Origin of the sequence: Pseudomonas cichorii, assembly GCF_018343775.1 — a bacterium.
Classification (GTDB): domain Bacteria; phylum Pseudomonadota; class Gammaproteobacteria; order Pseudomonadales; family Pseudomonadaceae; genus Aquipseudomonas; species Aquipseudomonas cichorii.
Window position 1 is genome coordinate 1441400 of sequence record NZ_CP074349.1, and the last position, 25851, is coordinate 1467250.

Sequence of the window (25851 nt, forward strand, 5' to 3'; positions counted from 1 at the left end):
GGCACCGATTGGGCGCTTGGTGCGCCTCTGATCAAAAAGTGCGCAATTCTAGCGATGAGTGCGTGCGATGACCAGTGTTAAACAGAGAATTACGACGAGTGCTGCGCTATGCTTCGCGGCATTGCGCCAACGCATGTCAATAATTGGCGCGATCGGAATTGTTACGTGGTGTGAAGTTCATAGTGCTTTGGGCCTCAAGTCTTGTTTCAGGAGTATTGGATGAGTCAGGCAAGCAGTCATGCTGAGACTGGAAGCACTGCAAAACCCTTGGGGCTGCTGATTGCGGCTGTGGGCGTGGTGTATGGGGATATCGGTACGAGCCCGCTGTATACGCTCAAGGAGGTCTTTCAGGGGGGATATGGGGTTGATGTCACCCATGACGCGATACTGGGCATCCTGTCGCTGATTTTCTGGTCGTTGATCTGGGTGGTGTCCTTCAAGTACATGGCCTTCATTCTGCGCGCCGATAACCAGGGCGAAGGCGGGATCATGGCCCTCACGGCTCTGGCGCGACGCGCAACGGCTCACTACCCCAGGCTGCAAATGCTGATGGTGGTATTCGGTCTGTTCGGCGCGGCTCTGTTCTACGGCGACAGCATGATTACCCCGGCGGTGTCGGTGCTGTCGGCGATGGAAGGGCTGGAACTGGCCTTCGACGGGCTTGAGCACTGGATCGTGCCCATGGCGCTGGTGGTGCTGGTTGGCCTGTTCCTGATCCAGAAGCACGGGACGGCACGCATCGGCGTATTGTTCGGGCCGGTGATGGTGACCTGGTTTCTGGTGCTGGGTGCGCTCGGGATCTACGGCATCATGCATTCGCCTGAAGTGCTCAATGCCGTGAATCCGATGTGGGCGATCCGGTTCTTCATTCTGCATCCGGGTATCGGAGTCGCCATTCTCGGTGCCGTCGTGCTGGCACTGACCGGTGCCGAGGCGCTGTACGCCGACATGGGGCACTTCGGGCGCAAGCCTATCTCAAGGGCCTGGTTCATCCTGGTGCTGCCTGCGCTGCTGCTCAACTACTTCGGGCAGGGCGCGCTGGTGCTGGAAAACCCCGAGGCGGTGCGCAACCCGTTCTATCTGCTGGCACCGGGCTGGGCGTTACTGCCGCTGATCGGGCTGTCGACACTGGCAACGGTCATTGCTTCCCAGGCGGTGATCTCCGGTGCGTTCTCCATGACCTTGCAGGCCATTCAGCTCGGTTACATCCCGCGCATGTACATTCAGCACACTTCCAGCGATGCACAGGGCCAGATCTATATCGGTGCCGTGAACTGGGCGTTGATGGTGGGTGTGGTGTTGCTGGTGATCGGCTTCGAGTCTTCCGGCGCGCTGGCTTCGGCTTATGGCGTTGCCGTGACCGGCACCATGCTCTGCACCACGATTCTGGTGTCTTCGGTGATGCTGCTGTTGTGGAAGTGGCCAGCAGTGCTGGCGGTTCCCTTGCTGCTGGGCCTGTTGCTGGTGGACGGCCTGTTCTTTGCTGCCAACGTGCCGAAAGTCGTGCAGGGCGGTGCCTTCCCTGTGCTGGCGGGTGCGGTGCTGTTCATCCTGATGACCACCTGGAAGCGTGGCAAGCAGTTGCTGGCCGATCGTATCGACGAGGGCGGCCTGCCGCTGCCGATCTTCATTGGCAGCATTCGTGTGCAGCCGCCGCACCGGGTTCAGGGCACTGCCGTGTTCCTGACGGCGCGCAGCGACGCGGTGCCCCATGCGCTGTTGCATAACATGCTGCACAATCAGGTGCTTCACGAGCAGGTGGTATTGCTGACCGTGGTCTATGAAGACCGGCCAAGGGTCCCGGCCCATGAGCGTTTTGAAGTGGAGTCCTACGGCGAAGGTTTTTACCGGGTGATCCTGCACTTCGGCTTTATCGACGAGCCGGACGTACCGGCTGCGCTGGCGCTGTGTCATCTGGACGATCTGGATTTCAGCCCGATGCGCACCACTTACTTCCTGAGCCGCGAAACCGTCATTCCGTCCAAGATGATGGGTATGGCGCGCTGGCGTGAAGCCCTGTTCGCTTTCATGCTCAAGAACGCCAACGGTAACCTGCGCTTCTTCAAGCTGCCGTACAACCGGGTGATCGAACTGGGTACCCAGGTCGAGATGTAGCGTTTCTCCTGGTGTACAAAAAATCCCGGTCACCTCGCGGTGCCGGGATTTTTCATGTCTGCCTATCAGGACTTATTGAGCGGCAGGCTTGCCTTGCCATTTGTTGATCGCATTGATCAGACGCTTGGCCAGTGCCGGGTAGTTCTCATCGAAGTGATGGCCACCCGGTAGCTCGATCACTTCACCGACTGCGGTGGTATCGGTGCAGCCGCTGGTTTTCTTCTCTTCCAGGCCATAGACGCACAGCACTTTGGAAGCTGGCAGCTTGGCCATTTCCTGGCCTGTAGTCGCTTCCTTGCCTGCATTGCCGAGCCAGCCGTCTACGTGAATCTCGAAGCTGCCGGAGCGTGCGAAGGCCAGCAGAATGATCCCGTCGATACGGTTCTGGTCTTCCGGTGCGAGGCGGTTATAGACCGCAGGCATGACATCCGCACCGAAGGAGTAGCCAGCCAGGATGAAGCGCTTGGTGCCCCATTTCTGACGGTAGTGATTCATCAGGTCGGTGAGGTCGATAGCGGTCTGTTCCGGCGTCTTGTGCTCCCAGTAATAGCGCAGCACATCGATGCCGACCACCGGATAACCCATCTTCGCCATATCGCCAGCCACGACCTTGTCCAGATCGCGCCAGCCGCCGTCACCTGACATGAACAGGGTTACGGTGTCGGCGCTCTGGTTGGCTGCCACAGGCACTTCAACCGTCGGGATGCCCAGGCCGCCTGCGTCATTTTCACCCAGCAGCAGGTGACGAAGCTCGGTGTTGAGCACTTGCGGCAGAGAGATGTCGTAGTCGCTGATGCTGGTTTCGGCGTTCGTCTGATCGCGTACGAAAGCAGCGCTCGGATCGTCCGGTGCGTCGTTCCAGGCGGCCAGCCAGTGGCCGTGTGGTGCCTTTTGCGGCAGCGGTACGTCGCAGATCTGCGGCGGGGTTTCATCCTCTTCCACCACCGGAGGAGGGTTGGAAACATGCTCCAGGGCAAAACCGACCGAGATGGCCTGGGCCTTGTCGTCCTTCTGTTCGGCCAGCCAGCGCCATGCCAGCGTAGCGCCCGGGCCAATGCCGCCAACAACCAGAGGCGCACCCTCAAGCTTTTGCAGGGCGTTCTGGAACGTCTTCTGTTGCAGGACGCAGTCATCCTTGGGCAAGACCACTTGAATGATGCGCGCCGAGGCGTCCTTGCTGATGGCCAGCAGTTGCTTGTCAGTCAGCATTTCTTCAGCGGTCACGGCCAGGGCAATCCGGGTCTTGACCTTGGTTGCCGGTGTGACGCTGGTCAGTGGCGTGCCATCGTCAAGGCTCAGGCGTTCAAGGCTGGCAGGTGGAGCAGGGCGGGTCCATAGCCAGAAGCCGAGTGCCGCCAGCAGAACAACACCCAGAGCAGCAAGCAAATAGCGCGAAAAGCGTCGAATCATCAGCGTTTCACCAATCCAGTCAGGCCGCCCGCAATCAGGGCGGCGGTGTCAGCCAGTGCCACAAGCGGATCGAGTCCGGCAGGCACGGCCATATAGCGAGGTTCCCAGTCCGGTTGGAACTTGTCCTTGAAGCGGCGCAGACCCTGGAAGTTGTAGAGCTGTTCGCCACGGCGGAACACCATCGAGCCCAGGCGCTGGGTCAAGGGGGCGCCGCGTCTTGGCTGCAGGCCTGACAACGGCACCATGCCCAGGCTGAAGCGTGCATAGCCCTGCTGTTTGTAATGCAGGATCAGGCCGACCATCATGAACTCCATGGTCAGCTTGGGGGCGTCCGGGTGTGAGCGCATCAGGTCCAGGCTGGCGAGTTCGAGGCTGGAGGTTTCCAGCAGGTTGGCAAACGCCACCGGCTTGCCTTCAAAGTGGATAATCGCGATGCGGAAATACTTCAGGTACTCAGGGCTGAAACGGCCCAGGGAGAAGCCTTTTTCGCGCACATTCTTGCCGGTCAGCCAAGCATCGGAAATAGCTTTCAGCTCATCCAGCGGCGCCTGACCGGCTTCGTAGATCTCCAGCGACAGACCGTCGCGGCCACCCCGGTTCCAGGTGTAGCGCAGGTCTTTCATTTCCTTGCCCTTGGCGTCGATGTCGAAGCGCCGCAGGTCTACCCGTGCTTCCTCGCCCAGCTTGATCGCTGTCAGCCCGATGTCCATGTAGTACGGCAGGTTCTCTGCACGGACCTGATAGAACACGGGGCGGGCATGGTGAACGTCGCACAGGTCACGGAATTGCCAGATCAGTTCGGCGCGCTGCTGAGTCGGGCCGATCGGGTCATACAGGGCCACGAGGCTGCGTCCGCGATGGGAGTACATCAGGAAAGCGTTTTCGTTGGGGTGGAACAGAATCGCCTTGTCACCGGTCAGCACCAGTCCGCCATCGGGCTGGCTGGAGGCCTTGAGGATTTCGGCAGCCTTGTCCAGCTCGGCGGCGTTCGGTAGCTTGATGACCGGGCGAGCGGTGCGCAGCAGCCAGGTCAGGGACACGACCACCAGCAGCACCGCACTGCCCAGAGCGGAGCGCAGGCCCCGTGGAGCATCGGCGTCGAGGGTGAACTGCCACCAGAGCTGATGGCTGTAAGGCACGTCCTGATAGGCAAACAGCAGCAGCCAGATCGAGGCGCCTACCACGCAGGCACTGGCGATCAGGTAAAGCGGCGAGAAGGGCAGCTCAAGCAGGCGGCTCGGACGGTAGAAAGAGCGGCGGAAAGTAGCCAGCAGAGCGGCTGTCAGCAGCAACAGGCTGGCTTCTTCCCAGTCGAAGCCCTTGAGCATCGACAGGACTGCGCCCACCAGCAGCAGAATGACCGTCAGCATCCACGCCGCCGACAGGCGACGCCGCAAGCCTTGAGCCAGCAACAGGCACAGCACACCTACCAGACTGGCGCCAAAGTGCGAGGCGTTGATCAGGCGATGGGGAATCATGAAGCCGACGTTTTCCAGGCGGGTGTCGATTTCCGGTGTGGCGCCGGAGAACAACAGCACAACACCTGACAGAAATACCAGCAGCGCCAGGATCGGCGCGGCGAGCCCGGAGGCTACGCGCATGGCCTGGCGGGTGGGCAGCAGGCGCTGGGCTTCGGTAAAGAGCAGCGTCAGGCATGCCAGCAACAGTGGCAACACCACGTAGATCAGGCGATACAGCAGCAAGGCAGCCGCCAACGGCGCGGCGCCCAGTTCGTTGGCGAAGGCTGCCAGCAGAATCGCCTCGAAAACCCCTACGCCGCCCGGTACATGACTCAGTACGCCTGCGGCCAGGGCCAGCAGGTAGATGAGGATGAAAGCACCCAGCGGCGGTGCTGACGGCAGCAGCAGGTAAAGCACCATGGCTGCGGCGACCACGTCCAGAGCGGTGATGACCAGCTGTATCAGCGTCAGGCGCAGGTCGGGAAGACGCAAGGTGCGTCGGCCGGCCCTGACCAGAATATTGTGGGGAATGGTCTGTTCCGGCAGACGACGGCGATAGACCGCAACCGCCAGCAGAACGCTGGCGACCAGCACCGCGGTAGCGATAACGGCCAGTACATCCACCGGCAGTTTCAGTGCCAGTGACGCGCCGGACAGGTTACTCAGGGTTGCTACTGCTGCCAGTGGTGGCAAGGCGCAGCCCAGCGACAGGCTGGCGAACAGGGTCATGCGGGCGATTTCCATCGCCCCGATGCCATGACGCGAATACAGTCGGTAACGCACCGATCCGCCGGAGAGCATGGAAAGGCCCACGGCATTGCCAATCGCAAAAGAGGTAAAGCCCCCAAGCAGCAAGGTGCGGGTCGGCAGGTTGACGTTGGCGTAACGGCTGGCGGACAGCTCGTAGCCCATCAAGATGACGAAGCCGATGATCGCAGCCAGCAGAGCGCCACCCAGCGATGGAAGGGGCACGGCGAACAGCGAGTCGCGCAGCGCAAAGAAGTCCATCTCGATCAGCATGTGTCGACAGGCGATCAAGGCCATGCCGAAAAGCAGCAGCATGACGGCCAAACCGATGGGTTGCCGGTACTTGCTGAGCAGTTCCAGCCAGCGGAAGCGGACAGGTTTTATCGAACTATTTGCAGCAACTGCTTCGTTGGTATCTGACGGGTTGTCGCGCATCAATCACTCCTTGGATCGTGCGCGACAGGATGGAGGTATGCAGCCAAGTTACCAATCCCTACGCAAAAAATATTTCGAGATGTTATCGCGTCAACGTCTCATGGGCGAACTGCTAATGGCTTGAGCGGGTACCGTTCAGCTTTGATTCAGCTTAGGCGTATGTAACAAAAATGACTACGTTGTGTCATGCCGTATTGAAGAGTGACTGGGGCGCCGGGCATGACGATCGCGTGCCGATCTTTCCTACTACGTCTCGTAATGATTCTATCGGCAGCCCATCGAAAAACTGTCGGACACAGAAATATTACGTTACGTACGTGATGATAGGGTTTCAGGGGGGAGGGGAAATAGTCTTTTTTTGTCAGACAGTTAGCATGGCTGGTCCCATGCTTTTTCAGCAGGCACAAAAAAGGCCAATCTTTCGATTAGCCTTCTTTGATGTTGGTTGCGGGAGCCGGATTTGAACCGACGACCTTCGGGTTATGAGCCCGACGAGCTACCAGGCTGCTCCATCCCGCGTCTGTGTGGCGGCATTCTACAGCCGAATCCAGAAGTGTCAACCTTTAATGCAGAAAACATGAAAATTAATACTGTTTGCTGCTGGTTGACGGATGTTGGCATCAGAATGCAAAAGGCCCGCTTTGTGGGCGGGCCTTCTACTTTACTGCATTTGGTTGCGGGAGCCGGATTTGAACCGACGACCTTCGGGTTATGAGCCCGACGAGCTACCAGGCTGCTCCATCCCGCGTCTGATAGGGCGGCATTCTACAGGGGAAGCTGATCCTGTCAATCATTAGTTTCAAAAAATGCTTTTTTCTTCAAATGGTTAGCGCTGTAAGGCCAGTGCTACAGGAGATATGACGGTTTGTCTGACAATCCGAAAGGGCAGTGGTGTAGGGAGCGCACGCTTTTCTGATGCATTCATTTGGCGTCATGAGTGTCACTTCCTGATACCAGTGCGATACTGCACGACCATTGATTGCAAATCGCCGTTCATGACTCAGCGCAAAATCATCCACATCGATTGTGACTGCTTCTATGCAGCCATCGAAATGCGAGACGACCCGAGCCTAGCCACCAAGCCGCTGGCTGTCGGCGGGTCGCCGGACAAGAGAGGGGTGATTGCGACCTGTAATTATGAAGCACGAGCCTATGGGGTGCGTTCGGCGATGTCCTCGCGTCACGCCTTGAAGCTGTGCCCGGAGCTGACCATCGTCAAGCCGCGCATGGATGCCTATAAGGAAGCGTCCCGGGAAATTCAGGGCATCTTTCGTGATTACACCGACCTGATCGAGCCGCTGTCGCTGGACGAGGCGTTTCTGGATGTCTCCGATGCCAGTCATTTTTCCGGCAGTGCGACCCGTATCGCCCAGGATATCCGGCGTCGGGTTTCAAATCAGTTGCACATCACGGTCTCGGCTGGCGTTGCGCCCAACAAGTTTCTTGCCAAGATTGCCAGTGACTGGAAGAAGCCCAACGGTTTGTTCGTGATTACTCCGGATCAGGTCGAGGATTTTGTCGAATCCCTGCCGGTCAGCAAGTTGCATGGTGTCGGCAAGGTGACGGCTGACAAGCTGGGGCGGCTGGGCATCATCACCTGCATGGACTTGCGTCGCTGGAGCAAGTTGTCGCTGGTGCGCGAGTTCGGCAGTTTTGGTGAGCGGCTCTGGAGTCTGGCGTTCGGGATCGATGAGCGTCCCGTGCAGACGGACAGCAGGCGTCAGTCCGTGAGCGTCGAAAATACCTACGATACGGATTTACCCGATCTGGCCAGTTGCCTGGAAAAACTGCCGGCATTGCTGGAAACCCTGGCTGTGCGCATGGAGCGAATGGCCGGGCAATATCGTCCCGGCAAGCCATTCGTGAAAGTGAAATTCCATGATTTTACCCAGACCACGCTGGAGCAGTCGGGGGCAGGGCGGGATCTGGCCAGTTACGAGCAATTGCTGACCCAGGCTTTTGCCCGTGGCGCCAAGCCGGTGCGATTACTGGGCATCGGCGTGCGCCTGCATGATTTGCGTGGCGCTCATGAGCAATTGGAGCTGTTTACCCAATAGTTGCAGGCTCCTTGCAAGGAGCCTGGTTGTCATTCGCTATCAGGTTCTGTGGCGGGTGCCACAAGGCGGCCAGCATCCTTGGCCAGAGACTTCAGAAACTCGTTCTGCAGTTGTGGGTCGTTGCGTGTCAGCTCGATCAGGCTCTGCTCCAGTTCGCTGGCTTCTTCTTCAAGACCCAGTTCTGAAAGACGCTTGACGCGATGCACCCACTGTTTGACTTCATCGTCTTCCAGGTCGTCGTAGATCAGCTCGTGAGCTTCGAGCAGCTTGCCCCGCAGCGACTGGCTGATCGGCAGGCTGGCATTGGCGTGAGCATTGTCCTGATCGTCCTCGATGTTGAGGTACAGGCGCGTGACCCGGCTCAGGTCCTGTTCGGCAAACGGGCTGTCGAGCAGGTTGAGGCGCAGAATCCCGTTGCGATCGGTATTCAGCTCATGGGTTTCGTTACCCGCTTTCACCATGACCGGACGCTCGTTCCAGGGCAGGGTGGAGTTCTCGATTCTCTTGTCCTTCTGGACTTCATCGATACTGGCCAGGTTCTGCTGCGCACGGCCATGGGACGGTGCGTTCATGAACGGGTTGAGGCCTGCCACGCCGTAATTGATCCAGTCCTTGGTCACGCTGTCCGGCAGGCTGCCGAGAGTGAAGACGTTGACCACGTTGGCGCCGATGCCGGCGACCACTGCGACTGCTCCCAGCGGAATCTCATAGATTTCCCGCCAGGGTTGATAGGGGGTGTAACGGTCGTAATGACGGGTTACTTCAAAGTCGGTGACCTCGAAGGATTTATGCTCGTGAATCCGCACCCGGCGCTGTGGCAGTTCAAGGGTCTTGGGCTCGCCGATATCGATCTGCAGGGTGTGTTCCAGCAGTTTGCGCTCTATGCGTTCTTCGTGCTCGCTGCGCTGTGACAGCTGATTGGCACAGCCGCTGACGAGGAAGGTGCCGCACAGAACGGCGCTGCCGAGGCTTAGGGTGCTTCGTCTGAACATGGGATCTCTTGATGCGGATTGGGGCGTGTGATGAGTGGCGCGTCCGCAGTACGGACGCGCCTTTGACTCAGCGTTTCACGCGACCCTGGATGAACGACAGCACGTCGGCGACCGCAATGGCTTGTGGTTGCGACTCGGTTCGGCTCTTGTATTCCAGATTGCCTTCGGCCAGGCCGCGATCACTGACCACGATGCGATGCGGAATACCGATCAGCTCCATGTCGGCGAACTTGATGCCCGGGCTGGTTTTCTTGTCGCGGTCATCGAGCAGAACCTCAAAGCCTGCGGCCTTCAGCTCGGCATACAGCTTGTCGGTTGCTTCGCGAACAGCGTCCGTTTCATAGCGCAGTGGAACCAGGGCGATATGGAAAGGTGCCAGGGTATCGTTCCAGATGATCCCGTTTTCATCGCTGTTCTGCTCGATGGCAGCGGCCACGACGCGGGAGACGCCAATACCGTAGCAACCCATGGACAGGTTGACGGGTTTGCCGTTTTCGCCCAGTACCTGGCACTTCATTGCTTCGCTGTACTTGGTGCCCAGCTGGAAGATGTGGCCGACTTCGATGCCGCGCTTGATTTCAAGCGTGCCTTTGCCGTCCGGGCTCGGGTCGCCGGCGACGACGTTGCGCAGGTCGGCAACGGTCGGTACAGGCAGGTCGCGTTCCCAGTTGACGCCGAAGTAGTGCTTGTCGTCGATGTTGGCACCGACCGCGAAGTCGCTCATCAGCTCGACCGAACGGTCGATGATGCACGGCAGTGGCAGGTTCAGCGGGCCCAGGGAGCCTGCGCCTGCACCGATGGCGTCACGCAGTTCGGCTTCGGAAGCCATCACCAGCGGATTGGCGACCTGCTCCAGCTTGGTGGCCTTGATTTCGTTGAGTTCGTGGTCGCCACGAATGATCAGCGCGATCAGCTTGCCTTCTTCGGCAGCGTGGACAACCAGCGTCTTGACGGTCTTCTCGATAGGCAGGTTGAAGCCTTCGACCAGTTGCGCGATGGTCTTGGTGTCAGGTGTATCCACCAGACGCAGCTCTTCGGTTGCAGCGCCGCGAGCCTTCTCGCGAGGTACGGCTTCGGCCTTCTCGATGTTGGCGGCGTAGTCGGAACCATCGCTGAACACGATGTCGTCTTCACCGGAGTCTGCCAGCACGTGGAATTCATGGGAGCCAGCACCGCCGATGGAGCCGTTGTCGGCTTCTACAGGACGGAATTTCAGGCCCAGACGGGTGAACACGTTGCTGTAGGCCTGATGCATGCGGTCGTAGGTTTCCTGCAACGAAGCATGATCGGCGTGGAAGGAGTAGGCGTCCTTCATGACGAACTCGCGGCCGCGCATCAGGCCAAAGCGTGGGCGGATCTCGTCACGGAATTTGGTCTGGATCTGGTACATGTTGATCGGCAACTGCTTGTAGCTGTTGAGCTCGTTGCGGGCCAGATCGGTAATGACTTCCTCGTGGGTCGGACCCAGGCAGAAATCACGGTTGTGGCGATCTACCAGGCGCATCAGCTCGGGGCCGTATTGCTCCCAGCGACCGGATTCCTGCCACAGTTCTGCGGGCTGGATACCCGGCATCAGGATTTCGAGTGCGCCGGCAGCGTCCATTTCTTCACGAACGATGGCTTCTACCTTGCGCAATACGCGCAGGCCCATGGGCAGCCAGGTGTAAAGGCCGGAAGCCAGTTTGCGGATCATGCCAGCACGCAGCAGCAGCTGATGGCTGACCACGACTGCATCGGAAGGGGTTTCTTTCTGTGTGGCGAGCAAAAATTGACTGGTGCGCATGGTTGGCCGTTGTCTGTTGCTGGGACTGGAAATGACCCGGCATTGTACGGTGGTGTGCCGGTCGCGTACAGGGCGCGGCTGGCGCTGAGTCTCAGGGTAGTACTTTTGTGGCGATATGAAAAAACCCGGCAATCGAGCCGGGCTTTTTCAAGTAGCAGAGACCGGCCTGTGATTACAGGACCGAAATCGGGTAGTCGACGATCAGGCGGAACTCGTTGACGTCGCCGTCTGCCTGAGCATCGTTGCCACGGTGCCATGCTTGACGGATACGGAAGGACAAGTCCTTGGCCGGGCCGGCTTGTACGACGTATTTGGCTTCAAGGTTGGTTTCGTGGTGCTTGCCGTTGTCGCCATAAATCGGAGTGCCATCGTTGTTGCGATAGCGCGAGTTGGCTGCCAGGCCGGTTCCGTCAATGTTGTCACCATTGAGGTAGCGGGTCATGAAACTCAGGCCTGGAACACCATAAGGTGCCATGTTCAGGTCATAACGAACCTGCCAGGATCTTTCGCCCGGACCGTTGAAGTCGGAGTACTGAACGGAGTTGTTCAGGAAGATCGAGTCGCCCGGGCGGTTGTTGTCGCCAATACCGATGTAGTCGAACGGCGTGTCGCCGTTGACTTTCTGGAAGGCGATGGTAACGGTGTGTGCTGCCAGGAACGAGTAGGCTGCGGAAGCGGAATAAGTCGTGTTGCTGATCGAGCCTGCATTGGCGCTGCCTTCGTCGACAGTGCGGTAGATATTGGCGTCGAAAGCCAGGGACTGGTCACCGCTCAGAGGCAGTGCGTAGTTCACGTTACCGTAGTACTGGTTCCAGATGTCCTCGAGTTTCGCAGCATAGAACGCTACGCCCAGGCTATCGGTCAGTGCGTACTTGCCGCCTACATAGTCGGCAGATTTTGCTTCTACGCCTGAATACGCAGAGAAAATGCCGCCGCTGTGGCTTGTATCGTCCTGGCTGGTGCCGGAGTAGAAGTGACCCGCTTCGACATCAAGGCCTTTGAGCTCGCTGCTTTGCAGGCTGATACCGCTGGCGGTCTGAGGCAGGAGGCGGGAACCGCCGACGCCAAATACCGGGTTGGCAGGTTGCATGTCGCCGACTTTCAGTTCGGTTTTCGAGACGCGGAATTTGACTGCGCCGCCGCCTTTACCAAAACTGTCTTCGTTGGTGCCGTCGGAGCTGGTTACCAGGTTGCCGGAACCGGAGTATTTTCTCTGGCCGTCCAGTTTCAGGCCGAAGTAGCCGAATGCTTCTACGCCGACGCCAACGGTGCCTTGGGTGTAGCCGGAGCTATAGTTGACCCACAGACCTTGAGTCCAGTCTTTGTCGTCGCGACGGTTAGGGCCAGTGGTGTTTTTCTTGTCACGGTCGTAATAGTAGTTGCGCAACTTCAGGTCAAGAGTGCTGCCATCTACAAAGCCCTTGGCTTCAGACTGGTCACTGACGAACGGTGCTGCTGTTGCCATTTGGGCGCTGGCTGCAGTAATTGCCAGTGCGATTGCGCTCCACTTCATCACTCTCATCGTGATTGCTCCTTTGGTTTTAATAGGATTCAGGCCGTCCCACCTGTTTTTTTATCTGGGCGGCTCTTTCTTTTTTTGTCGGCGAAAATCTATATCACGCTGACCGTCGTTACGATAGTTGCAAACCTGTCTTTCCGAAATCTTTACGGCGATGTCGCTGAAAGTTTCGCGCAGGTCGTAAACGCATCACTTCCTTATCATGTATCCAGCTTTGCTAGCTTCGGGCTCTTGTATCCGGATCGACAGGATTCGGTTACAGATCGCCTTTCAGGGTAGGTGCTCAAAGCTGTGAACTGCCATTCCCTTGATCCTGATGTCCCCGTTTTCCGACAGGGTCATCGTGATCGTGTGAGTGTTAAAGCAACAAGCGTGCACAAAGTTCAAAAAAAGTTAAAAAAAATGTGAAATTTTAGGTTTTACGTGGCTTTAGTCCCGTAACTGAATGTTTTTAATCGTTTTATTTCTATGCCTGAAGGTGGGCTTTGCAGGCTTGCCGAGGGTGGATCGGCAGGGCAGGAAGCCGGAAAACGTTACTGGCGGCACCGCTATTTGGGTAAAACGCAGATCCGCGCTCTTTCTGGTATACCAAAGTGTTTCGTTTTGGTGCGTCGGGTTACACGGCTGCCATAACTTGGATCTCGGCTTTCATAGGCCCATAGGGTTGGCACGACGTTGTTTCATTTTTATGTCCATGTGCCGGTTTTGGCTGATTTTTCGTGCTTGAGGGCGCGGGTACAGTCTGGCCAATAAATGGCACCCTGGGATCAAATTGGTGCAATTGTCGTGTGCCGGCGCGCAGGTTGGTGCGCAGGCTTTTCGATGGGCGGTTCGCCGGCTTTTGATGAAATGCATTCTGCAGGGTGAAGCGCCGCCCGATCCTGCGTATCCTGCGGACCAGACATTCAACCTGGGAGTTTTATCGTGTTCGTTCTGGATTCACGTCTCAAGCAGGACACTTTGCCTGTCGGCGATTTCCCGTTGTGTCGGCTGCTGCTGTCCAATGATTCCCGTTACCCATGGTTCATCCTGGTGCCACGTCGCCCGGATATCAGTGAAGTCTTTGAGCTTGAGGCGCAGGATCAGTTACAGTTGTGGCAGGAAACCACCGTTCTGTCTCAAATCCTGAAGGATGCGTTCGACGCTGATAAACTCAATGTCGCGGCGCTGGGTAATGTTGTCAGTCAGCTTCACATGCACGTCATCGTTCGCAAGCGTGACGATGCTGCCTGGCCGGCGCCTGTATGGGGCAAACATCCGGCTCTTCCTTATACGGACGAGCAGTTCGCAGCGGTTCTCGAACGCTTGAGGCCGGTGTTGACGCAAGACTTTCGATTTGAGGGTGAATGACCATGAATCTTGAAGAGCGAGTCATGGAGCTGGAAAGCCGCCTGACCTTTCAGGAAGATACGCTTCAGGCGTTGAATGATGTGCTGGTGGTGCAGCGGCGTGAGCTGGATCGTCTGCAATTGCAAATGACTGCGATGCTCAAGCGTCAGGAAGAAATGGGCAGTCAGTTCGATACGTTCGTCGAGGACGCTCCGCCGCCTCACTACTGAAGGTTGCTGCATAAAAAAACCGCGCTTTCCCGGAGGAAAGCGCGGTTTTTTATTGGGCGGCAGAAATCAGCGGCGCGGTAATGCGGCGATGACGTCTTCGGCCTGCAGGCCTTTGTCGCGGTTCATTACGGAGAACTCGACACGCTGGCCTTCGACGAGTACGCGATGACCTTCGCCGCGAATGGCGCGAAAGTGTACGAAGATATCGTCGCCCGAGTCACGGGAGATGAAGCCGAAGCCCTTGGACGTGTTGAACCACTTCACGGTGCCAGTATCGCGATTGCCCAGATCCTGGCTTTGAGGTGCTGGAGAAGGAGAGGATCTGTAGAAACTCACTCCCAGGTGCAGGGCAACGGCAGCAACAGCGACAATCAGACTGATCATGACGGCTGGTAGACCGGCGATTCTATCGAGCGGAACGAGCAGGGTGAGTATTTGGATGATGACGGCAAGAACAAGCAGAGCACTGACCAGATTTTGCAGGTTGTGGCGTGGTCCCCGGTTCCAATAGGGGATCACAGGAGCGAGTACAAGATTGAGCAGCCCGAAGAAAGCGAGATAAAGCGCATCGGGTTGGAGCATTTCACTACGCAGGCTGGGTATGAGGGACAACAGCAGGGCTGCTGCTCCTGTTACCAGGTGGACGATTTTCAACATTTTTAAAAAGCTCACATTAAGAAGGATCACAAGGAAATAGCTGGTAGCGCCCGGTACGCTTCTGAAAAAGTGGAGGCGTGATGCACGAGCGATGGTCCAGCCTATGCGCTACAGCCGGATGGCAGGATCGGTAGCGACACGTCGTGTATTTAACAGCAAAGCCGAACTCTACTCAAATCAAGTACCTGTGAGGCCTCGCCGGTTTTGTTGACGCCAGTAAAGCGTCTGCTTCAATGGCCGCTGACGGCCTTGAGCCAGAGCCCCTGGCTGGCCTTTGACGAATTCATGGAACTCGTTTTGTCGGGGCGGGGTCAGACAGGCTTGACGATTCAGGCGCTACTTTCCTGTATGGATGTGCCTATTTGAGCGAGTGCACCAATAGAAGGCTGCGCCCGTTGGCGTCTCTTGATAAAGTAGCTCTGTTACTGCTTTCCAATCCTCATTAAAAGGGCATGAAACATGGCAATCGATATCGGTATCAGTGAAGAGGATCGCAAATCGATCGTAGACGGTCTTTCGCATCTGCTTGCGGATACTTATGTACTTTACCTCAAGACTCACAACTTTCACTGGAACGTCAGTGGGCCGATGTTTCGCACACTGCACCTGATGTTTGAAGAGCAATACAACGAACTGGCACTGGCTGTCGATTCCATTGCCGAGCGTATTCGTGCTCTTGGCTTCCCGGCGCCAGGTACATATTCGACTTATGCTCGTCTGTCTTCGATCAAGGAAGAAGAAGGCGTGCCGAGTGCTGAAGATATGATCAGAAGTCTGGTTCAGGGCCAAGAGGCTGTTGTCCGAACGGCTCGTAGTCTTTTTCCTCTGCTGGATAAAGCAAGTGATGAGCCGACTGCAGATCTGTTGACCCAGCGCATGCAGGTTCACGAGAAGACTGCATGGATGTTGCGCTCGATGCTCGAATCCCGCTGACAGCAGGGCTGTTGCCCTTCTGCCCGGAGTGCGTTGCCGTCACCCCTGGCAACGCGCTGCAGTCGAGCCTTCCTGCGCTCGACCTGATGCTGCACATGCAGCCTGTTTTAAAATGTAAAAGTATAAATATTAAACGCATTGGCGAACTTTTCTTAAGTTATAGCGTTTTTGGTGTTTCCTTATTCTGTATTCTTTTGTAGTCATCTCCTACAGAAACAAGGTAATGGTTCCGCTGGATATAAGATCTTTAATCGGGCCTTATAGGAGTCGCATTTATTTATTTTTAAATGTTTCTTATCGGGATTCGAATTGATTTTGTAGAGGTGGAATAGCCATGGTCAGAGGTGTTGAGCGTGAGGTCAAAGATTTAAGCAGGCATTCGTCCATACGCAATGATCCTTTTGTCGAGGATTTCAATATGAATCTGGCACAGCCGCACTCCAAGTCGGTGCGCCTTAATGGTCTGGCGACGTGTCTGCGTCTGGAGAAGGTCTACTGGAACATATTGTCGGCGATTGCCCGATCCAATAACTGCTCCGTGAATGCAGTGCTTTCTTATATCGACAGGGAGGTTCATCTGCGTTACGGCGGTGTGAAGAACTTCAGCGGGCTGATCCGCGTCGTGTGTGTTGCACACCTTTTGAAGGCTGATCGCCTTGAGCAGGTTCAAGCCTGATATTTCTCCGGACTCGCTGCTGGCGGGTCCTTTCGAGCAGTGTCGCAAGCCTGTTGCCCGGCACTAATACGAACTTATCCAGACAGGATGAGTTCGTTCGGCTGCACGGCCTCGATTAACTCTATATAATCCTTCGCCTTGCTGACGGGCATGGCTCCGCGTGGCAGGGACTGGCTTGAGCTGGATGCCGGTGCCTTGCACTATTGAGCGGCCAGGAGCGAAAGCCCCCACCGAATTTCGAATTACGAGAAGTGAACACACCATCATGATGCGCAGCCATTATTGCGGCCAACTGAACGAAAGTCTGGAAGGTCAGGAAATTACCCTTTGCGGATGGGTCCACCGTCGTCGTGACCACGGAGGCGTGATCTTCCTCGATATCCGCGACCGTGAAGGCATGGCTCAGGTGGTGTTCGATCCCGATCGTGCCGATACCTTTGCCGCTGCCGACCGTGTGCGCAGCGAATATGTCGTCAAGGTCGTCGGCAAGGTGCGTGCCCGTCCGGCCGGTGCCGTCAATGCCAACATGGCTTCCGGCGCCATCGAAGTGCTGGGCTACGAGCTGGAAGTCCTGAACGAATCCGAGACTCCGCCGTTCCCGCTGAACGAATACTCCGACGTCGGCGAAGAAACCCGCCTGCGCTATCGCTTCATCGATCTGCGTCGTCCGGAAATGGCCGAGAAGCTGCGTCTGCGCTCGCGCATCACCACCAGCATCCGTCGCTACCTGGATGACAACGGCTTCCTGGATGTCGAGACTCCGATCCTGACTCGCGCCACGCCTGAAGGCGCTCGCGACTATCTGGTACCAAGCCGCACACACCCTGGCAGCTTCTTTGCCTTGCCTCAGTCGCCTCAGCTGTTCAAGCAGTTGCTGATGGTTGCCGGCTTCGACCGCTACTACCAGATCGCCAAATGCTTCCGTGACGAAGACCTGCGTGCCGACCGTCAGCCTGAGTTCACTCAGATCGATATCGAGACCAGCTTCCTCAATGAAGAAGACATCATCGGTCTGACCGAGAAGATGGTTCGTCAGTTGTTCAAGGAAGTCCTGGACCTGGAATTCGGTGAATTCCCGCACATGACCTTCGAAGAAGCCATGCGCCGCTATGGTTCCGACAAGCCTGACCTGCGCAACCCTCTGGAACTGGTCGATGTTGCCGATCAGCTCAAGGACGTCGAGTTCAAGGTCTTCAGCGGTCCTGCCAACGATCCGAAGTGCCGGATTGCCGCATTGCGCGTTCCTGGCGGGGCAAGTATTCCGCGCAAACAGATCGACGATTACACCAAGTTCGTCAGCATCTACGGTGCCAAGGGCCTGGCGTACATCAAGGTCAACGAGCGCGCCAACGGCGTTGATGGCCTGCAATCGCCAATCGTCAAGAACATCCCGGAAGCCAACCTCAATGTGATCCTCGATCGCGTTGGCGCGGTTGATGGCGATATCGTGTTCTTCGGCGCGGACAAGGCCAAGATCGTCAGCGAGGCCTTGGGCGCGCTTCGTATCAAGGTGGGTAACGACTTCAAGCTGCACACCTGCGAGTGGGCACCGATGTGGGTTGTGGACTTCCCGATGTTCGAAGAGAACGACGACGGCAGCTTCAGCGCGTTGCACCACCCCTTCACGGCGCCAAAGTGCACCCCTGAAGAGCTGGAAGCCAACCCTGGCAAGGCGCTGTCCCGCGCTTACGACATGGTGCTCAACGGTACCGAGCTTGGCGGCGGTTCGATCCGTATCCACCGCAAGGAAATGCAGCAGGCTGTATTCCGCCTGCTGGGTATCGCCGAAGACGAGCAGCAAGAGAAGTTCGGCTTCCTGCTCGACGCACTGAAATACGGCGCACCACCCCATGGTGGCCTGGCTTTCGGTCTGGACCGTCTGGTGATGCTGATGACTGGTGCCCAGTCGATTCGTGAAGTGATTGCCTTCCCGAAAACCCAGAGCGCTGCCGATGTCATGACCCAGGCTCCTGGCGTCGTTGATGCCAAGGCTCTGCGTGAACTGCACATTCGCCTGCGCGAGCAGCAGAAGGCCGAGTGATGCGGGGCAGGGCGCATTTTTGATGCGCTCTGCAGTGCGCCTGTCGAGTAAAAAGCCTTTTGCCCGTTTACGCGGGTAAAAGGTGACGGTGTTTCAAAAAGAATCTGGAGCGAGAAATGGCAGGTCATTCTAAGTGGGCGAACATCAAGCACCGCAAAGAGCGTCAGGATGCCAAGAAAGGCAAGATTTTCACCAAGTGGATTCGTGAGCTGACTGTCGCTGCCCGTCAGGGTGGTGGTGATCCAGGTTCCAACCCGCGTCTGCGTCTGGCGCTGGACAAGGCGCTTGGCGCCAACATGACCCGCGACACCATCGACCGTGCTGTTGCACGTGGCGTCGGTGCCGACGATGGCAACGATGTCGAGGAGCTGGGTTACGAGGGCTACGGCCCCGGTGGCGTTGCCATCATGGTTGAAGCCATGACCGATAACCGCAACCGTACCGCCGCTGCCGTTCGTCATGCGTTCACCAAGTGTGGCGGCAACCTGGGTACTGACGGTTCCGTGGCTTATCTGTTCGATCGCAAGGGGCAGATCTCCTTTGCGGCCGGTGTCGATGAAGACGCACTGATTGAAGCGGCTATGGAGGCTGATGCCGACGATGTCGTGAGCAACGAAGATGGCTCCATCGACGTGTTCACCTCGTTCGCCGGTTTCTATGCCGTGCGTAACGCACTGGAGGCGGCGGGCTTCAAGGCTTCTGACGCGGAAATCGTCATGTTGCCCACTACCAGTGCCGTGCTCGATCTGGAAACCGCTGAAAAGGTGCTCAAGCTGATCGATATGCTTGAAGACCTGGATGACGTGCAGAACGTCTACTCCAACGCGGAAATTCCGGATGACGTTCTGGAGCAGCTTGGCTGATTGCAGGCTGCTTCGCTGTACATTGGAGGCCGGAGGCAGGAAGCGGTGATGATCACGCCGCTATCGGCCTCCGGCTTCTGCCTTTATGCTGCATCAATTGTTTTGCGTTACTTTTCAAGTTGCGGGCGTTATGACTCTTATTCTTGGCATCGACCCCGGTTCGCGAATCACCGGTTATGGCGTTGTGCGTGATACCGGGCGCGGCTGTGTCTATGTGGCTTCGGGTTGCATTCGCACGGGAGCCGGTGAGCTGCAAGAGCGGCTGCAGATTGTGTTTCGCGGTGTGCGTGAAGTCATCCAGACTCATGGTCCTGTCACCATGGGGATCGAAAAGGTCTTCATGGCGCGCAATGCCGATTCTGCGCTGAAACTGGGCCAGGCCCGGGGCGCGGCCATTGTGGCGGGTGCCGAGGAAGGGCTGGAGATTGCCGAATACACGGCCACTCAGGTCAAGCAGGCAGTTGCCGGCACGGGTGGTGCCAACAAGGAGCAAGTGATGATGATGGTCATGCATTTGCTCAAGTTGACCCAGAAACCCCAGATCGACGCCTCCGATGCACTGGCCATCGCGCTGTGTCATGCGCACACGCGCTCAAGTCTTATTCCCCATGGTCTGGGGACTGCACGCAGTCGCGGTGGTCGGCTGCGTCTCTGACTGCATCATCCGCACGCATATTTTTGCTTGCAGGTCTGGCTACTCCTGTGATGATGGTGTTCATATTTTTGCACTGGCGACGCCAGCGATGGGCAACACGAAAGGATCTGATACGTGATTGGACGTTTACGTGGCTTTCTCGCCGAGAAGCAGCCACCGCATCTGGTACTGGACGTCAATGGCGTCGGCTATGAGCTGGAAGTACCCATGACAACGCTTTATCGTTTGCCGCATGTGGGTGAGCCGGTGACTTTGCATACCCATCTGGTGGTTCGCGAAGATGCGCATCTGCTCTATGGTTTTTACGAGAAGCGCGAGCGTGAGCTGTTTCGTGAGCTGATTCGCCTCAATGGCGTCGGCCCGAAACTGGCGCTGGCGTTGATGTCGGGTCTTGAGGTCGATGAACTGGTACGTTGCGTCCAGGCGCAGGATACTTCGGCCCTGACCCGGATTCCGGGGGTCGGCAAGAAGACCGCCGAGCGTCTGCTGGTCGAACTCAAGGATCGCTTCAAGGCCTGGGACGCGCTGCCGGGCACGTTTGCTCTGGTTTCCGATGGCCCGAATCAGGCCGAACCTGTGGTATCTGCCGAGTCCGATGCGGTCAGTGCGCTGATTTCTCTGGGCTACAAACCTCAAGAGGCGAGCAAGGCCGTCTCTGCGATCAAGGAAAAAGGCTTGAGCAGTGCAGATCTGATCCGACGTGCTTTGAAGGGGATGGCGTAAGTGATTGAAGCGGATCGCCTGATTACCGCCAGCAGTGGCCGTGATCGTGAGGAACAACTGGACCGTGCCATTCGTCCTCTGAGCCTGGCTGACTACATCGGTCAGCCGACCGTGCGCGAGCAGATGGAGTTGTTCATCCAGGCTGCGCGTGGGCGCAACGAATCCCTGGACCACACCTTGATCTTCGGCCCGCCGGGGCTGGGCAAGACCACACTGGCCAATATCATTGCCCAGGAAATGTCGGTGTCGATCAAGAGCACGTCCGGCCCTGTGCTGGAGCGTCCGGGTGACCTGGCGGCGATTCTGACCAATCTCGAACCTCACGACGTGCTGTTCATCGATGAAATCCATCGCCTGTCGCCTATCGTCGAAGAAGTGCTGTATCCGGCCATGGAAGACTTCCAACTGGACATCATGATTGGCGAAGGTCCTGCCGCACGCTCCATCAAGCTCGATCTGCCTCCTTTCACCCTGGTGGGGGCGACGACTCGCGCAGGCATGCTGACCAACCCGCTACGTGACCGTTTCGGGATCGTTCAGCGTCTGGAGTTCTATAACATCGCCGACCTGTCGACCATCGTGTCACGCTCCGCCGGTATTCTGGGGCTGGCCATCGAGCCGGAAGGGGCTTTTGAAATTGCTCGTCGCGCTCGTGGCACTCCCCGTATCGCCAACCGCTTGTTGCGACGCGTGAGGGATTTCGCCCAGGTTCGCAGTAATGGCCACATCACCCGGCAAACGGCCGACAAGGCACTGAACCTGCTGGATGTCGACGAGCACGGTTTCGATCATCAGGACCGGCGTCTGCTGCTGACCATGATCGAGAAGTTCGACGGCGGTCCTGTTGGCGTAGACAGCCTGGCGGCTGCCATCAGCGAGGAACGGCACACCATCGAAGACGTGCTGGAGCCCTATTTGATCCAGCAAGGCTATATCATGCGCACACCGCGTGGACGGGTCGTTACCCGGCATGCCTACCTGCATTTCGGGTTGAACATTCCTTCGCGAATGGGCGAAATGCCAGCACCGGAGGACTTTGCTGATGGCTCGACGTATTAATAGTGGCCATCAGCGACTTATTTGCACTTTTGGTGGTCAGACTGCCAGCGTGATGGCAGAAGCCATCAATAAGTGGCCAAACCATGAAAAACAGTTGCCTGACCCGATTGGCAACCCGAGGAGTAAGCACTAGAGTATGCGCGCGCAAAACGGGGCTCCGTCGTTCGCACATCGCTGTCGCGTTTATTACGAGGACACCGATGCAGGCGGCATCGTCTACTACGTCAACTATTTGAAATTCATGGAGCGGGCTCGTACCGAGCAACTGCGAGAGCTGGGTTTTGCCCAGTCCGAGCTTGCGAAGGAGGACCTGCTGTTCGTCGTGCATTCCAGTGAGGCTCGTTATCACAAGCCTGCGCGTCTGGACGATGAGCTGCTGGTAAGCGCTGAAGTAATCGAATTGAACCGTGTCAGCCTGCGCTTCAAGCAGCAGGTCAGGCTGGCTGCGGATGCAACGCTGCTCTGTGAGGGGCAGTTTTTGGTGGCGTGTGTACGCGCCGATAGTTTGAAACCCCGGGCCATTCCCGAAGCTTTGCGAGCGGCCTTTGCCGACCAGAGCGGCGCGGGCATACATTCAGAGCAGGAGATAAAGCGTGGAAGCTAACGTAGTCGACCATTCCTCCATGTGGAGTTTGGTCAGCAATGCCAGCATTGTTGTTCAGTTGGTGATGCTGATGCTTGTGGCTGCTTCAGTCACTTCGTGGATCGTGATTTTTCAGCGCGGCAACATGCTGCGTGCCGGTCGACGCGCACTGGACAGCTTCGAGGAGCGTTTCTGGTCGGGCATCGATCTGTCCAAGCTGTATCGCCAGGCGGGCAGCAACCCTGATCCGGATTCCGGCGTAGAGCAGATCTTCCGTGCCGGCTTCAAGGAATTCTCCCGTCTGCGTCAGCAGGCTGGCGTCGATCCAGATGCCGTGATGGAAGGCGTGGCTCGTGCCATGCGCGTTGCGATCTCCCGTGAAGAAGAAAAGCTGGAAGCCGGCCTGCCGTTCCTGGCTACCGTAGGTTCCACCAGCCCTTATATCGGTCTGTTCGGTACGGTCTGGGGCATCATGAACTCTTTCCGCGGTCTGGCGACTGCGCAGCAGGCAACCCTGGCTACTGTGGCTCCCGGCATTGCCGAGGCATTGATCGCAACGGCCATCGGCCTGTTCGCGGCAATCCCTGCTGTTATCGCTTACAACCGTTTTGCCGCTCGCAGCGAGACTCTGATCAGTCGTTACTACACGTTCGCCGACGAATTCCAGGCGATCCTGCACCGTAAAGTGCATACCAGCGAAGAGTGAGCAGGTAATTCCCCATGGCTTTAATCGCTCGAGATCGTCGCAGAAAACGCAAGCCGGTCGCCGAAATGAACGTAGTGCCATACATCGACGTGATGCTGGTGCTGCTCGTCATCTTCATGGTGACCGCTCCCATGATCAATCAGGGCGTGAAAGTCGACTTGCCCAAGGTCTCCAGCGAGGCTTTGCCGCAAGACAACAACAATCAGGTCCTGACCATTTCGATCAAGGCTGACAAGACCTACTACTGGAACCTTGGCAGCGAAGTCGATACCGACAAACAGATGGACAAGGCAATGACCCTGCCGCAATTGACCGCTGCCGTGACCAAGATAGTCGCTGCCGGTCGTGATGCCGGCAAGCAGACGCAGGTGTTCATTCGTGGTGACAAGACCGTTGATTACGGTTCTGTCATGGGCACGATGGGCGGGCTGCAGAAAGCTGGTGTAGGGAATGTTGGCTTGATTACTGAGGCCCCCTGATGCAGCCGATTCGAGAGCCGTCTGCCTCGGAAAGCTACTTCTGGCCCTCTGTCTGGGCCGTTGGCCTGCATATCCTGATTTTTGGCATGCTTTTCGTGAGCTTTGCCATGACTCCCGAGTTGCCGGAGGCCAAACCTGTGGTTCAGGCTACTCTGTATCAACTCAAGTCCAAGAGTCAGGCGACGACCCAGACCAACCAGAAGATTGCCGGCGAGGCAAAGAAAGCCGCTGCACGACAGACTGAAGTCGAGCAGCTGGAGCAGAAGAAGATCGAGCAGCAGAAACAGGAAGCTGTAAAGGCTGCGGAACAAAAGAAAGAAGAGGCTGCTCAAAAAGCCGAAGAACAGAAGGCTGCTGACGAGGCCAAGAAAGCCGAACAGAAAGCCGAGGAAGCCAAAAAGGCCGATGACGCCAAGAAAGCTGCCGATGCGAAAAAGGCCGAAGAGAAACAATTGGCTGATGTAGCCAAGAAGAAAGCCGAAGAAGAAGCGAAGAAAAAAGCCGAGGAAGACGCCAAGAAGGCCGCCGCCGAGGAAGCCAAGAAACAGGCTGCCGATGAAGCGAAGAAAAAAGCGGCTGAAGACGCGAAGAAAAAGGCTGCCGAGGACGCCAAGAAGAAAGCTGCTGCCGACTCAGCCAAAAAGGCTCAGGAAGCTGCGCGCAAGGCTGCCGAGGACAAGAAGGCACAGGCTCTGGCTGACCTGCTTTCCGACAAGCCTCAGCGTCAACAGGCTCTGGCCGATGAAGTGGGCGATGAGGTAGCGGGTAACTTCGATGACCTGATTCGTCTGCGTGCATCCGAAGGCTGGGCTCGCCCACCATCGGCGCGCAAAGGCATGGCAGTGGTATTGCAGATCGGCATGTTGCCGGACGGCACAGTGACTTCGGTGACTATTGCCAGGTCCAGTGGTGACGGTCCGTTCGACAGTTCGGCAGTGGCAGCGGTCAAGAATATTGGTCGTTTGACAGAAATGCAGGGTTTGAAGCCAGCGGACTTCGCTCCCTATCGTTCATTCAAGATGACATTCACACCTGAGGATCTAGCCTTGTGATTAACCTTCTTCGAGGACTGCTTTTGGTTCTTTGCTGTGCGGCGGGCTTAGCCGTTGCGGAAGAAAAGAACATCATGGTCACCAGCGGAAGTGACCGCGCCACTCCGATTGCCGTGGTGCCTTTTGGCTGGCAGGGCGGCAATGTGCTGCCTGAAGACATGGCCGATATCGTGAGTAACGACCTGCGCAACTCGGGTTACTACTCGCCGATTCCAAAACAGAACATGATCAGCTTGCCGACCCAGGCAAGCGAAATCATCTTCCGTGACTGGAAGGCCCTGAATGCGCAGTACGTCATGGTCGGTAACATCGTCCCGGCGGGCGGTCGTCTGCAGATCCAGTACGCTCTGTTCAACGTTGCCACCGAGCAGCAGGTCCTGACCGGCAGCGTGTCGGGCACCAATGACCAGTTGCGGGACATGGCGCACTACATTGCCGACCAGTCGTTTGAAAAACTGACCGGCATCAAGGGCGCGTTCTCCACCCGCATGCTGTACGTGACTGCCGAACGTTTCTCTGAAAGCAACACCCGTTACACCCTGCAACGTTCGGACTACGACGGTGCGCGTGCTGTAACGCTGCTGCAGTCCCGCGAGCCGATCCTGTCGCCACGCTTTGCGCCGGATGGCAAGCGTATCGCCTACGTATCGTTCGAGCAGAAGCGTCCACGTATTTTCGTGCAGCACATCGATACCGGTCGTCGTGAGCAGATCACCAACTTCGAAGGCCTCAACGGCGCGCCTGCATGGTCGCCCGATGGCGGCAAGCTGGCGTTCGTACTGTCCAAGGATGGCAACCCCGAGGTTTACGTGATCAACCTGGCTTCCCGTCAGCTGACTCGCGTGACCAACGATTCGTCCATCGATACCGAACCGTTTTTCGGCAAGGACGGCTCTACGCTGTACTTCACGTCGGACCGTGGCGGCAAGCCACAGATCTACAAGACCAACATCAATGGCGGTGGTGCCGAGCGTGTAACGTTCGTGGGTAACTACAATGCCAACCCGAAATTGTCAGCCGATGAAAAGACGCTGGTAATGATTCACCGGCAGGACGGCTTCACTAATTTCAAGGTAGCTGTACAGGATTTGGCTCGCGGAAGTGTAAAAATCCTCACAGATAGCAACCTTGATGAGTCGCCTACTGTTGCGCCCAACGGCACCATGGTAATCTACGCCACCCGCCAGCAGGGCCGGGGAGTCTTGATGCTCGTGTCCATTAACGGACGCGTAAGGCTCCCGCTTCCTACCGCTCAAGGCGAAGTCAGAGAACCTTCCTGGTCCCCTTACCTGAACTGACGCGGCGCTACACGATTTGCTTAACACACTGGGGTTCATTAGGAGTTTC

The 25851-nt window shown here is 57.3% G+C and carries 23 protein-coding genes, 2 tRNA genes and 1 pseudogene; 17 read left to right on the top strand and 9 right to left on the bottom strand.

The features are described from left to right. Positions 1 to 219: 219 nt before the first annotated feature. Complete coding sequence (locus KGD89_RS06445) at positions 220 to 2115, top strand: potassium transporter Kup (RefSeq protein WP_025258988.1); 1896 nt, start codon at positions 220 to 222, stop codon at positions 2113 to 2115. Positions 2116 to 2187: 72 nt separating this feature from the next. Here the strand turns inward: KGD89_RS06445 and KGD89_RS06450 are convergent, their stop codons facing one another. The 4 genes from KGD89_RS06450 to KGD89_RS06465 all read right to left on the bottom strand — a co-directional run bounded on the left by KGD89_RS06450 (position 2188) and on the right by KGD89_RS06465 (position 6915). After that, positions 2188 to 3525 (bottom strand): virulence factor family protein, encoded by a 1338-nt coding sequence (locus tag KGD89_RS06450; RefSeq protein ID WP_025258989.1) that lies wholly within the window; start codon positions 3523 to 3525, stop codon positions 2188 to 2190. Continuing rightward, a complete protein-coding gene (gene mprF / locus KGD89_RS06455) occupies positions 3525 to 6047 on the bottom strand; it encodes a bifunctional lysylphosphatidylglycerol flippase/synthetase MprF (protein WP_404940690.1) in 2523 nt (840 codons plus the stop codon). The genes KGD89_RS06450 and mprF overlap by 1 nt, the downstream gene beginning before the upstream one ends. Before the next feature lie 562 nt (positions 6048 to 6609). After that, positions 6610 to 6686, bottom strand: a tRNA-Met gene (locus KGD89_RS06460). A gap of 152 nt (positions 6687 to 6838) precedes the next feature. Further along, a tRNA-Met gene (locus tag KGD89_RS06465) sits at positions 6839 to 6915 on the bottom strand. 247 nt (positions 6916 to 7162) lie between these two features. On the opposite strand from KGD89_RS06465, the gene dinB reads away from it, so the two are divergent. Further along, positions 7163 to 8224 (top strand): DNA polymerase IV, encoded by a 1062-nt coding sequence (gene dinB, locus KGD89_RS06470; RefSeq protein ID WP_025258991.1) that lies wholly within the window; start codon positions 7163 to 7165, stop codon positions 8222 to 8224. A gap of 29 nt (positions 8225 to 8253) precedes the next feature. On the opposite strand, the gene KGD89_RS06475 is transcribed toward dinB, so the two are convergent. The 3 genes from KGD89_RS06475 to KGD89_RS06485 form a co-directional block, all read right to left on the bottom strand. Beyond that, a complete protein-coding gene (locus KGD89_RS06475) occupies positions 8254 to 9216 on the bottom strand; it encodes a hypothetical protein (protein ID WP_025258992.1) in 963 nt (320 codons plus the stop codon). Positions 9217 to 9283: 67 nt separating this feature from the next. Further along, positions 9284 to 10999 (bottom strand): proline--tRNA ligase, encoded by a 1716-nt coding sequence (locus KGD89_RS06480; protein WP_025258993.1) that lies wholly within the window; start codon positions 10997 to 10999, stop codon positions 9284 to 9286. Between the two features lie 172 nt (positions 11000 to 11171). Beyond that, positions 11172 to 12521, bottom strand: a complete 1350-nt coding sequence (locus tag KGD89_RS06485; RefSeq protein WP_025258994.1) for an OprD family porin — start codon at positions 12519 to 12521, stop codon at positions 11172 to 11174. A 921-nt stretch (positions 12522 to 13442) separates the two neighbouring features. Here KGD89_RS06485 and KGD89_RS06490 point away from each other — a divergent pair. Both KGD89_RS06490 and KGD89_RS06495 read left to right on the top strand, forming a co-directional pair. Further along, a complete protein-coding gene (locus KGD89_RS06490; RefSeq protein ID WP_025258995.1) occupies positions 13443 to 13868 on the top strand; it encodes an HIT domain-containing protein in 426 nt (141 codons plus the stop codon). A gap of 2 nt (positions 13869 to 13870) precedes the next feature. Continuing rightward, entirely contained in the window at positions 13871 to 14077 is a 207-nt protein-coding gene (locus KGD89_RS06495; protein ID WP_025258996.1) for a SlyX family protein, read from the top strand. 66 nt (positions 14078 to 14143) lie between these two features. Here KGD89_RS06495 and KGD89_RS26320 read toward each other — a convergent pair whose 3' ends face one another. Next, complete coding sequence (locus KGD89_RS26320) at positions 14144 to 14365, bottom strand: cold shock domain-containing protein (protein ID WP_004667445.1); 222 nt, start codon at positions 14363 to 14365, stop codon at positions 14144 to 14146. A gap of 108 nt (positions 14366 to 14473) precedes the next feature. Continuing rightward, a pseudogene (locus KGD89_RS26325) lies at positions 14474 to 14734 on the bottom strand (cold shock domain-containing protein membrane protein); the annotation flags it as partial. A gap of 459 nt (positions 14735 to 15193) precedes the next feature. Between KGD89_RS26325 and KGD89_RS06505 the strand changes: the two are divergent. From KGD89_RS06505 to tolB, 13 genes are all read left to right on the top strand, one after another. Further along, positions 15194 to 15667: a Dps family protein gene (locus tag KGD89_RS06505; RefSeq protein WP_025258998.1), complete on the top strand. Its 474-nt coding sequence runs from the start codon at positions 15194 to 15196 to the stop codon at positions 15665 to 15667. Next, positions 15634 to 15867 carry a hypothetical protein gene (locus KGD89_RS06510; protein WP_143008708.1) on the top strand — a complete coding sequence of 78 codons (234 nt, stop codon included), beginning with the start codon at positions 15634 to 15636 and terminating at the stop codon, positions 15865 to 15867. Before KGD89_RS06505 ends, KGD89_RS06510 begins: the two co-directional genes overlap by 34 nt. 134 nt (positions 15868 to 16001) lie before the next feature. Next, positions 16002 to 16343, top strand: a complete 342-nt coding sequence (locus KGD89_RS06515) for a ribbon-helix-helix domain-containing protein (protein WP_051427717.1) — start codon at positions 16002 to 16004, stop codon at positions 16341 to 16343. Between the two features lie 265 nt (positions 16344 to 16608). Further along, a complete protein-coding gene (aspS, locus tag KGD89_RS06520) occupies positions 16609 to 18384 on the top strand; it encodes an aspartate--tRNA ligase (RefSeq protein WP_025259000.1) in 1776 nt (591 codons plus the stop codon). Between the two features lie 116 nt (positions 18385 to 18500). After that, the gene (locus KGD89_RS06525) at positions 18501 to 19247 is read left to right on the top strand and encodes a YebC/PmpR family DNA-binding transcriptional regulator (protein ID WP_025259001.1); all 747 of its coding nucleotides are present in this window, start codon (positions 18501 to 18503) and stop codon (positions 19245 to 19247) included. 130 nt (positions 19248 to 19377) lie between these two features. Further along, positions 19378 to 19902 carry a crossover junction endodeoxyribonuclease RuvC gene (gene ruvC, locus KGD89_RS06530; protein WP_025259002.1) on the top strand — a complete coding sequence of 175 codons (525 nt, stop codon included), beginning with the start codon at positions 19378 to 19380 and terminating at the stop codon, positions 19900 to 19902. A 114-nt stretch (positions 19903 to 20016) separates the two neighbouring features. After that, positions 20017 to 20625 carry a Holliday junction branch migration protein RuvA gene (gene ruvA, locus KGD89_RS06535; RefSeq protein WP_025259003.1) on the top strand — a complete coding sequence of 203 codons (609 nt, stop codon included), beginning with the start codon at positions 20017 to 20019 and terminating at the stop codon, positions 20623 to 20625. After that, on the top strand, positions 20626 to 21684 hold the full coding sequence (ruvB, locus tag KGD89_RS06540) for a Holliday junction branch migration DNA helicase RuvB (RefSeq protein WP_025259004.1): 1059 nt from the start codon (positions 20626 to 20628) through the stop codon (positions 21682 to 21684). Positions 21685 to 21820: 136 nt separating this feature from the next. Next, on the top strand, positions 21821 to 22288 hold the full coding sequence (gene ybgC, locus KGD89_RS06545; protein ID WP_025259005.1) for a tol-pal system-associated acyl-CoA thioesterase: 468 nt from the start codon (positions 21821 to 21823) through the stop codon (positions 22286 to 22288). Continuing rightward, on the top strand, positions 22278 to 22973 hold the full coding sequence (gene tolQ / locus KGD89_RS06550) for a protein TolQ (RefSeq protein WP_025259006.1): 696 nt from the start codon (positions 22278 to 22280) through the stop codon (positions 22971 to 22973). Before ybgC ends, tolQ begins: the two co-directional genes overlap by 11 nt. Positions 22974 to 22987: 14 nt before the next feature. Further along, a complete protein-coding gene (gene tolR / locus KGD89_RS06555) occupies positions 22988 to 23452 on the top strand; it encodes a protein TolR (RefSeq protein ID WP_002554654.1) in 465 nt (154 codons plus the stop codon). After that, positions 23452 to 24504, top strand: a complete 1053-nt coding sequence (gene tolA, locus KGD89_RS06560; RefSeq protein ID WP_025259007.1) for a cell envelope integrity protein TolA — start codon at positions 23452 to 23454, stop codon at positions 24502 to 24504. Before tolR ends, tolA begins: the two co-directional genes overlap by 1 nt. Further along, positions 24501 to 25802: a Tol-Pal system beta propeller repeat protein TolB gene (tolB, locus tag KGD89_RS06565; RefSeq protein ID WP_025259008.1), complete on the top strand. Its 1302-nt coding sequence runs from the start codon at positions 24501 to 24503 to the stop codon at positions 25800 to 25802. The genes tolA and tolB overlap by 4 nt, the downstream gene beginning before the upstream one ends. Positions 25803 to 25851 lie beyond the last annotated feature (49 nt).

Coding starts and splice junctions, on each gene's coding strand:
- KGD89_RS06480 (WP_025258993.1), bottom strand. CDS start 10,999: ATGCGCACCAGTCAATTTTTGCTCGCCACACAGAAAGAAACCCCTTCC.
- tolA (WP_025259007.1), top strand. CDS start 23,452: ATGCAGCCGATTCGAGAGCCGTCTGCCTCGGAAAGCTACTTCTGGCCC.
- KGD89_RS06515 (WP_051427717.1), top strand. CDS start 16,002: ATGGTCAGAGGTGTTGAGCGTGAGGTCAAAGATTTAAGCAGGCATTCG.
- mprF (WP_404940690.1), bottom strand. CDS start 6,047: ATGCTGCTGCTTTTCGGCATGGCCTTGATCGCCTGTCGACACATGCTG.
- KGD89_RS06485 (WP_025258994.1), bottom strand. CDS start 12,521: ATGAGAGTGATGAAGTGGAGCGCAATCGCACTGGCAATTACTGCAGCC.
- KGD89_RS06475 (WP_025258992.1), bottom strand. CDS start 9,216: ATGTTCAGACGAAGCACCCTAAGCCTCGGCAGCGCCGTTCTGTGCGGC.
- KGD89_RS06445 (WP_025258988.1), top strand. CDS start 220: ATGAGTCAGGCAAGCAGTCATGCTGAGACTGGAAGCACTGCAAAACCC.
- ruvC (WP_025259002.1), top strand. CDS start 19,378: ATGACTCTTATTCTTGGCATCGACCCCGGTTCGCGAATCACCGGTTAT.
- KGD89_RS06495 (WP_025258996.1), top strand. CDS start 13,871: ATGAATCTTGAAGAGCGAGTCATGGAGCTGGAAAGCCGCCTGACCTTT.
- tolR (WP_002554654.1), top strand. CDS start 22,988: ATGGCTTTAATCGCTCGAGATCGTCGCAGAAAACGCAAGCCGGTCGCC.
- KGD89_RS06505 (WP_025258998.1), top strand. CDS start 15,194: ATGGCAATCGATATCGGTATCAGTGAAGAGGATCGCAAATCGATCGTA.
- ybgC (WP_025259005.1), top strand. CDS start 21,821: ATGCGCGCGCAAAACGGGGCTCCGTCGTTCGCACATCGCTGTCGCGTT.
- dinB (WP_025258991.1), top strand. CDS start 7,163: ATGACTCAGCGCAAAATCATCCACATCGATTGTGACTGCTTCTATGCA.
- KGD89_RS06450 (WP_025258989.1), bottom strand. CDS start 3,525: ATGATTCGACGCTTTTCGCGCTATTTGCTTGCTGCTCTGGGTGTTGTT.
- KGD89_RS06525 (WP_025259001.1), top strand. CDS start 18,501: ATGGCAGGTCATTCTAAGTGGGCGAACATCAAGCACCGCAAAGAGCGT.
- aspS (WP_025259000.1), top strand. CDS start 16,609: ATGATGCGCAGCCATTATTGCGGCCAACTGAACGAAAGTCTGGAAGGT.
- KGD89_RS06510 (WP_143008708.1), top strand. CDS start 15,634: ATGGATGTTGCGCTCGATGCTCGAATCCCGCTGACAGCAGGGCTGTTG.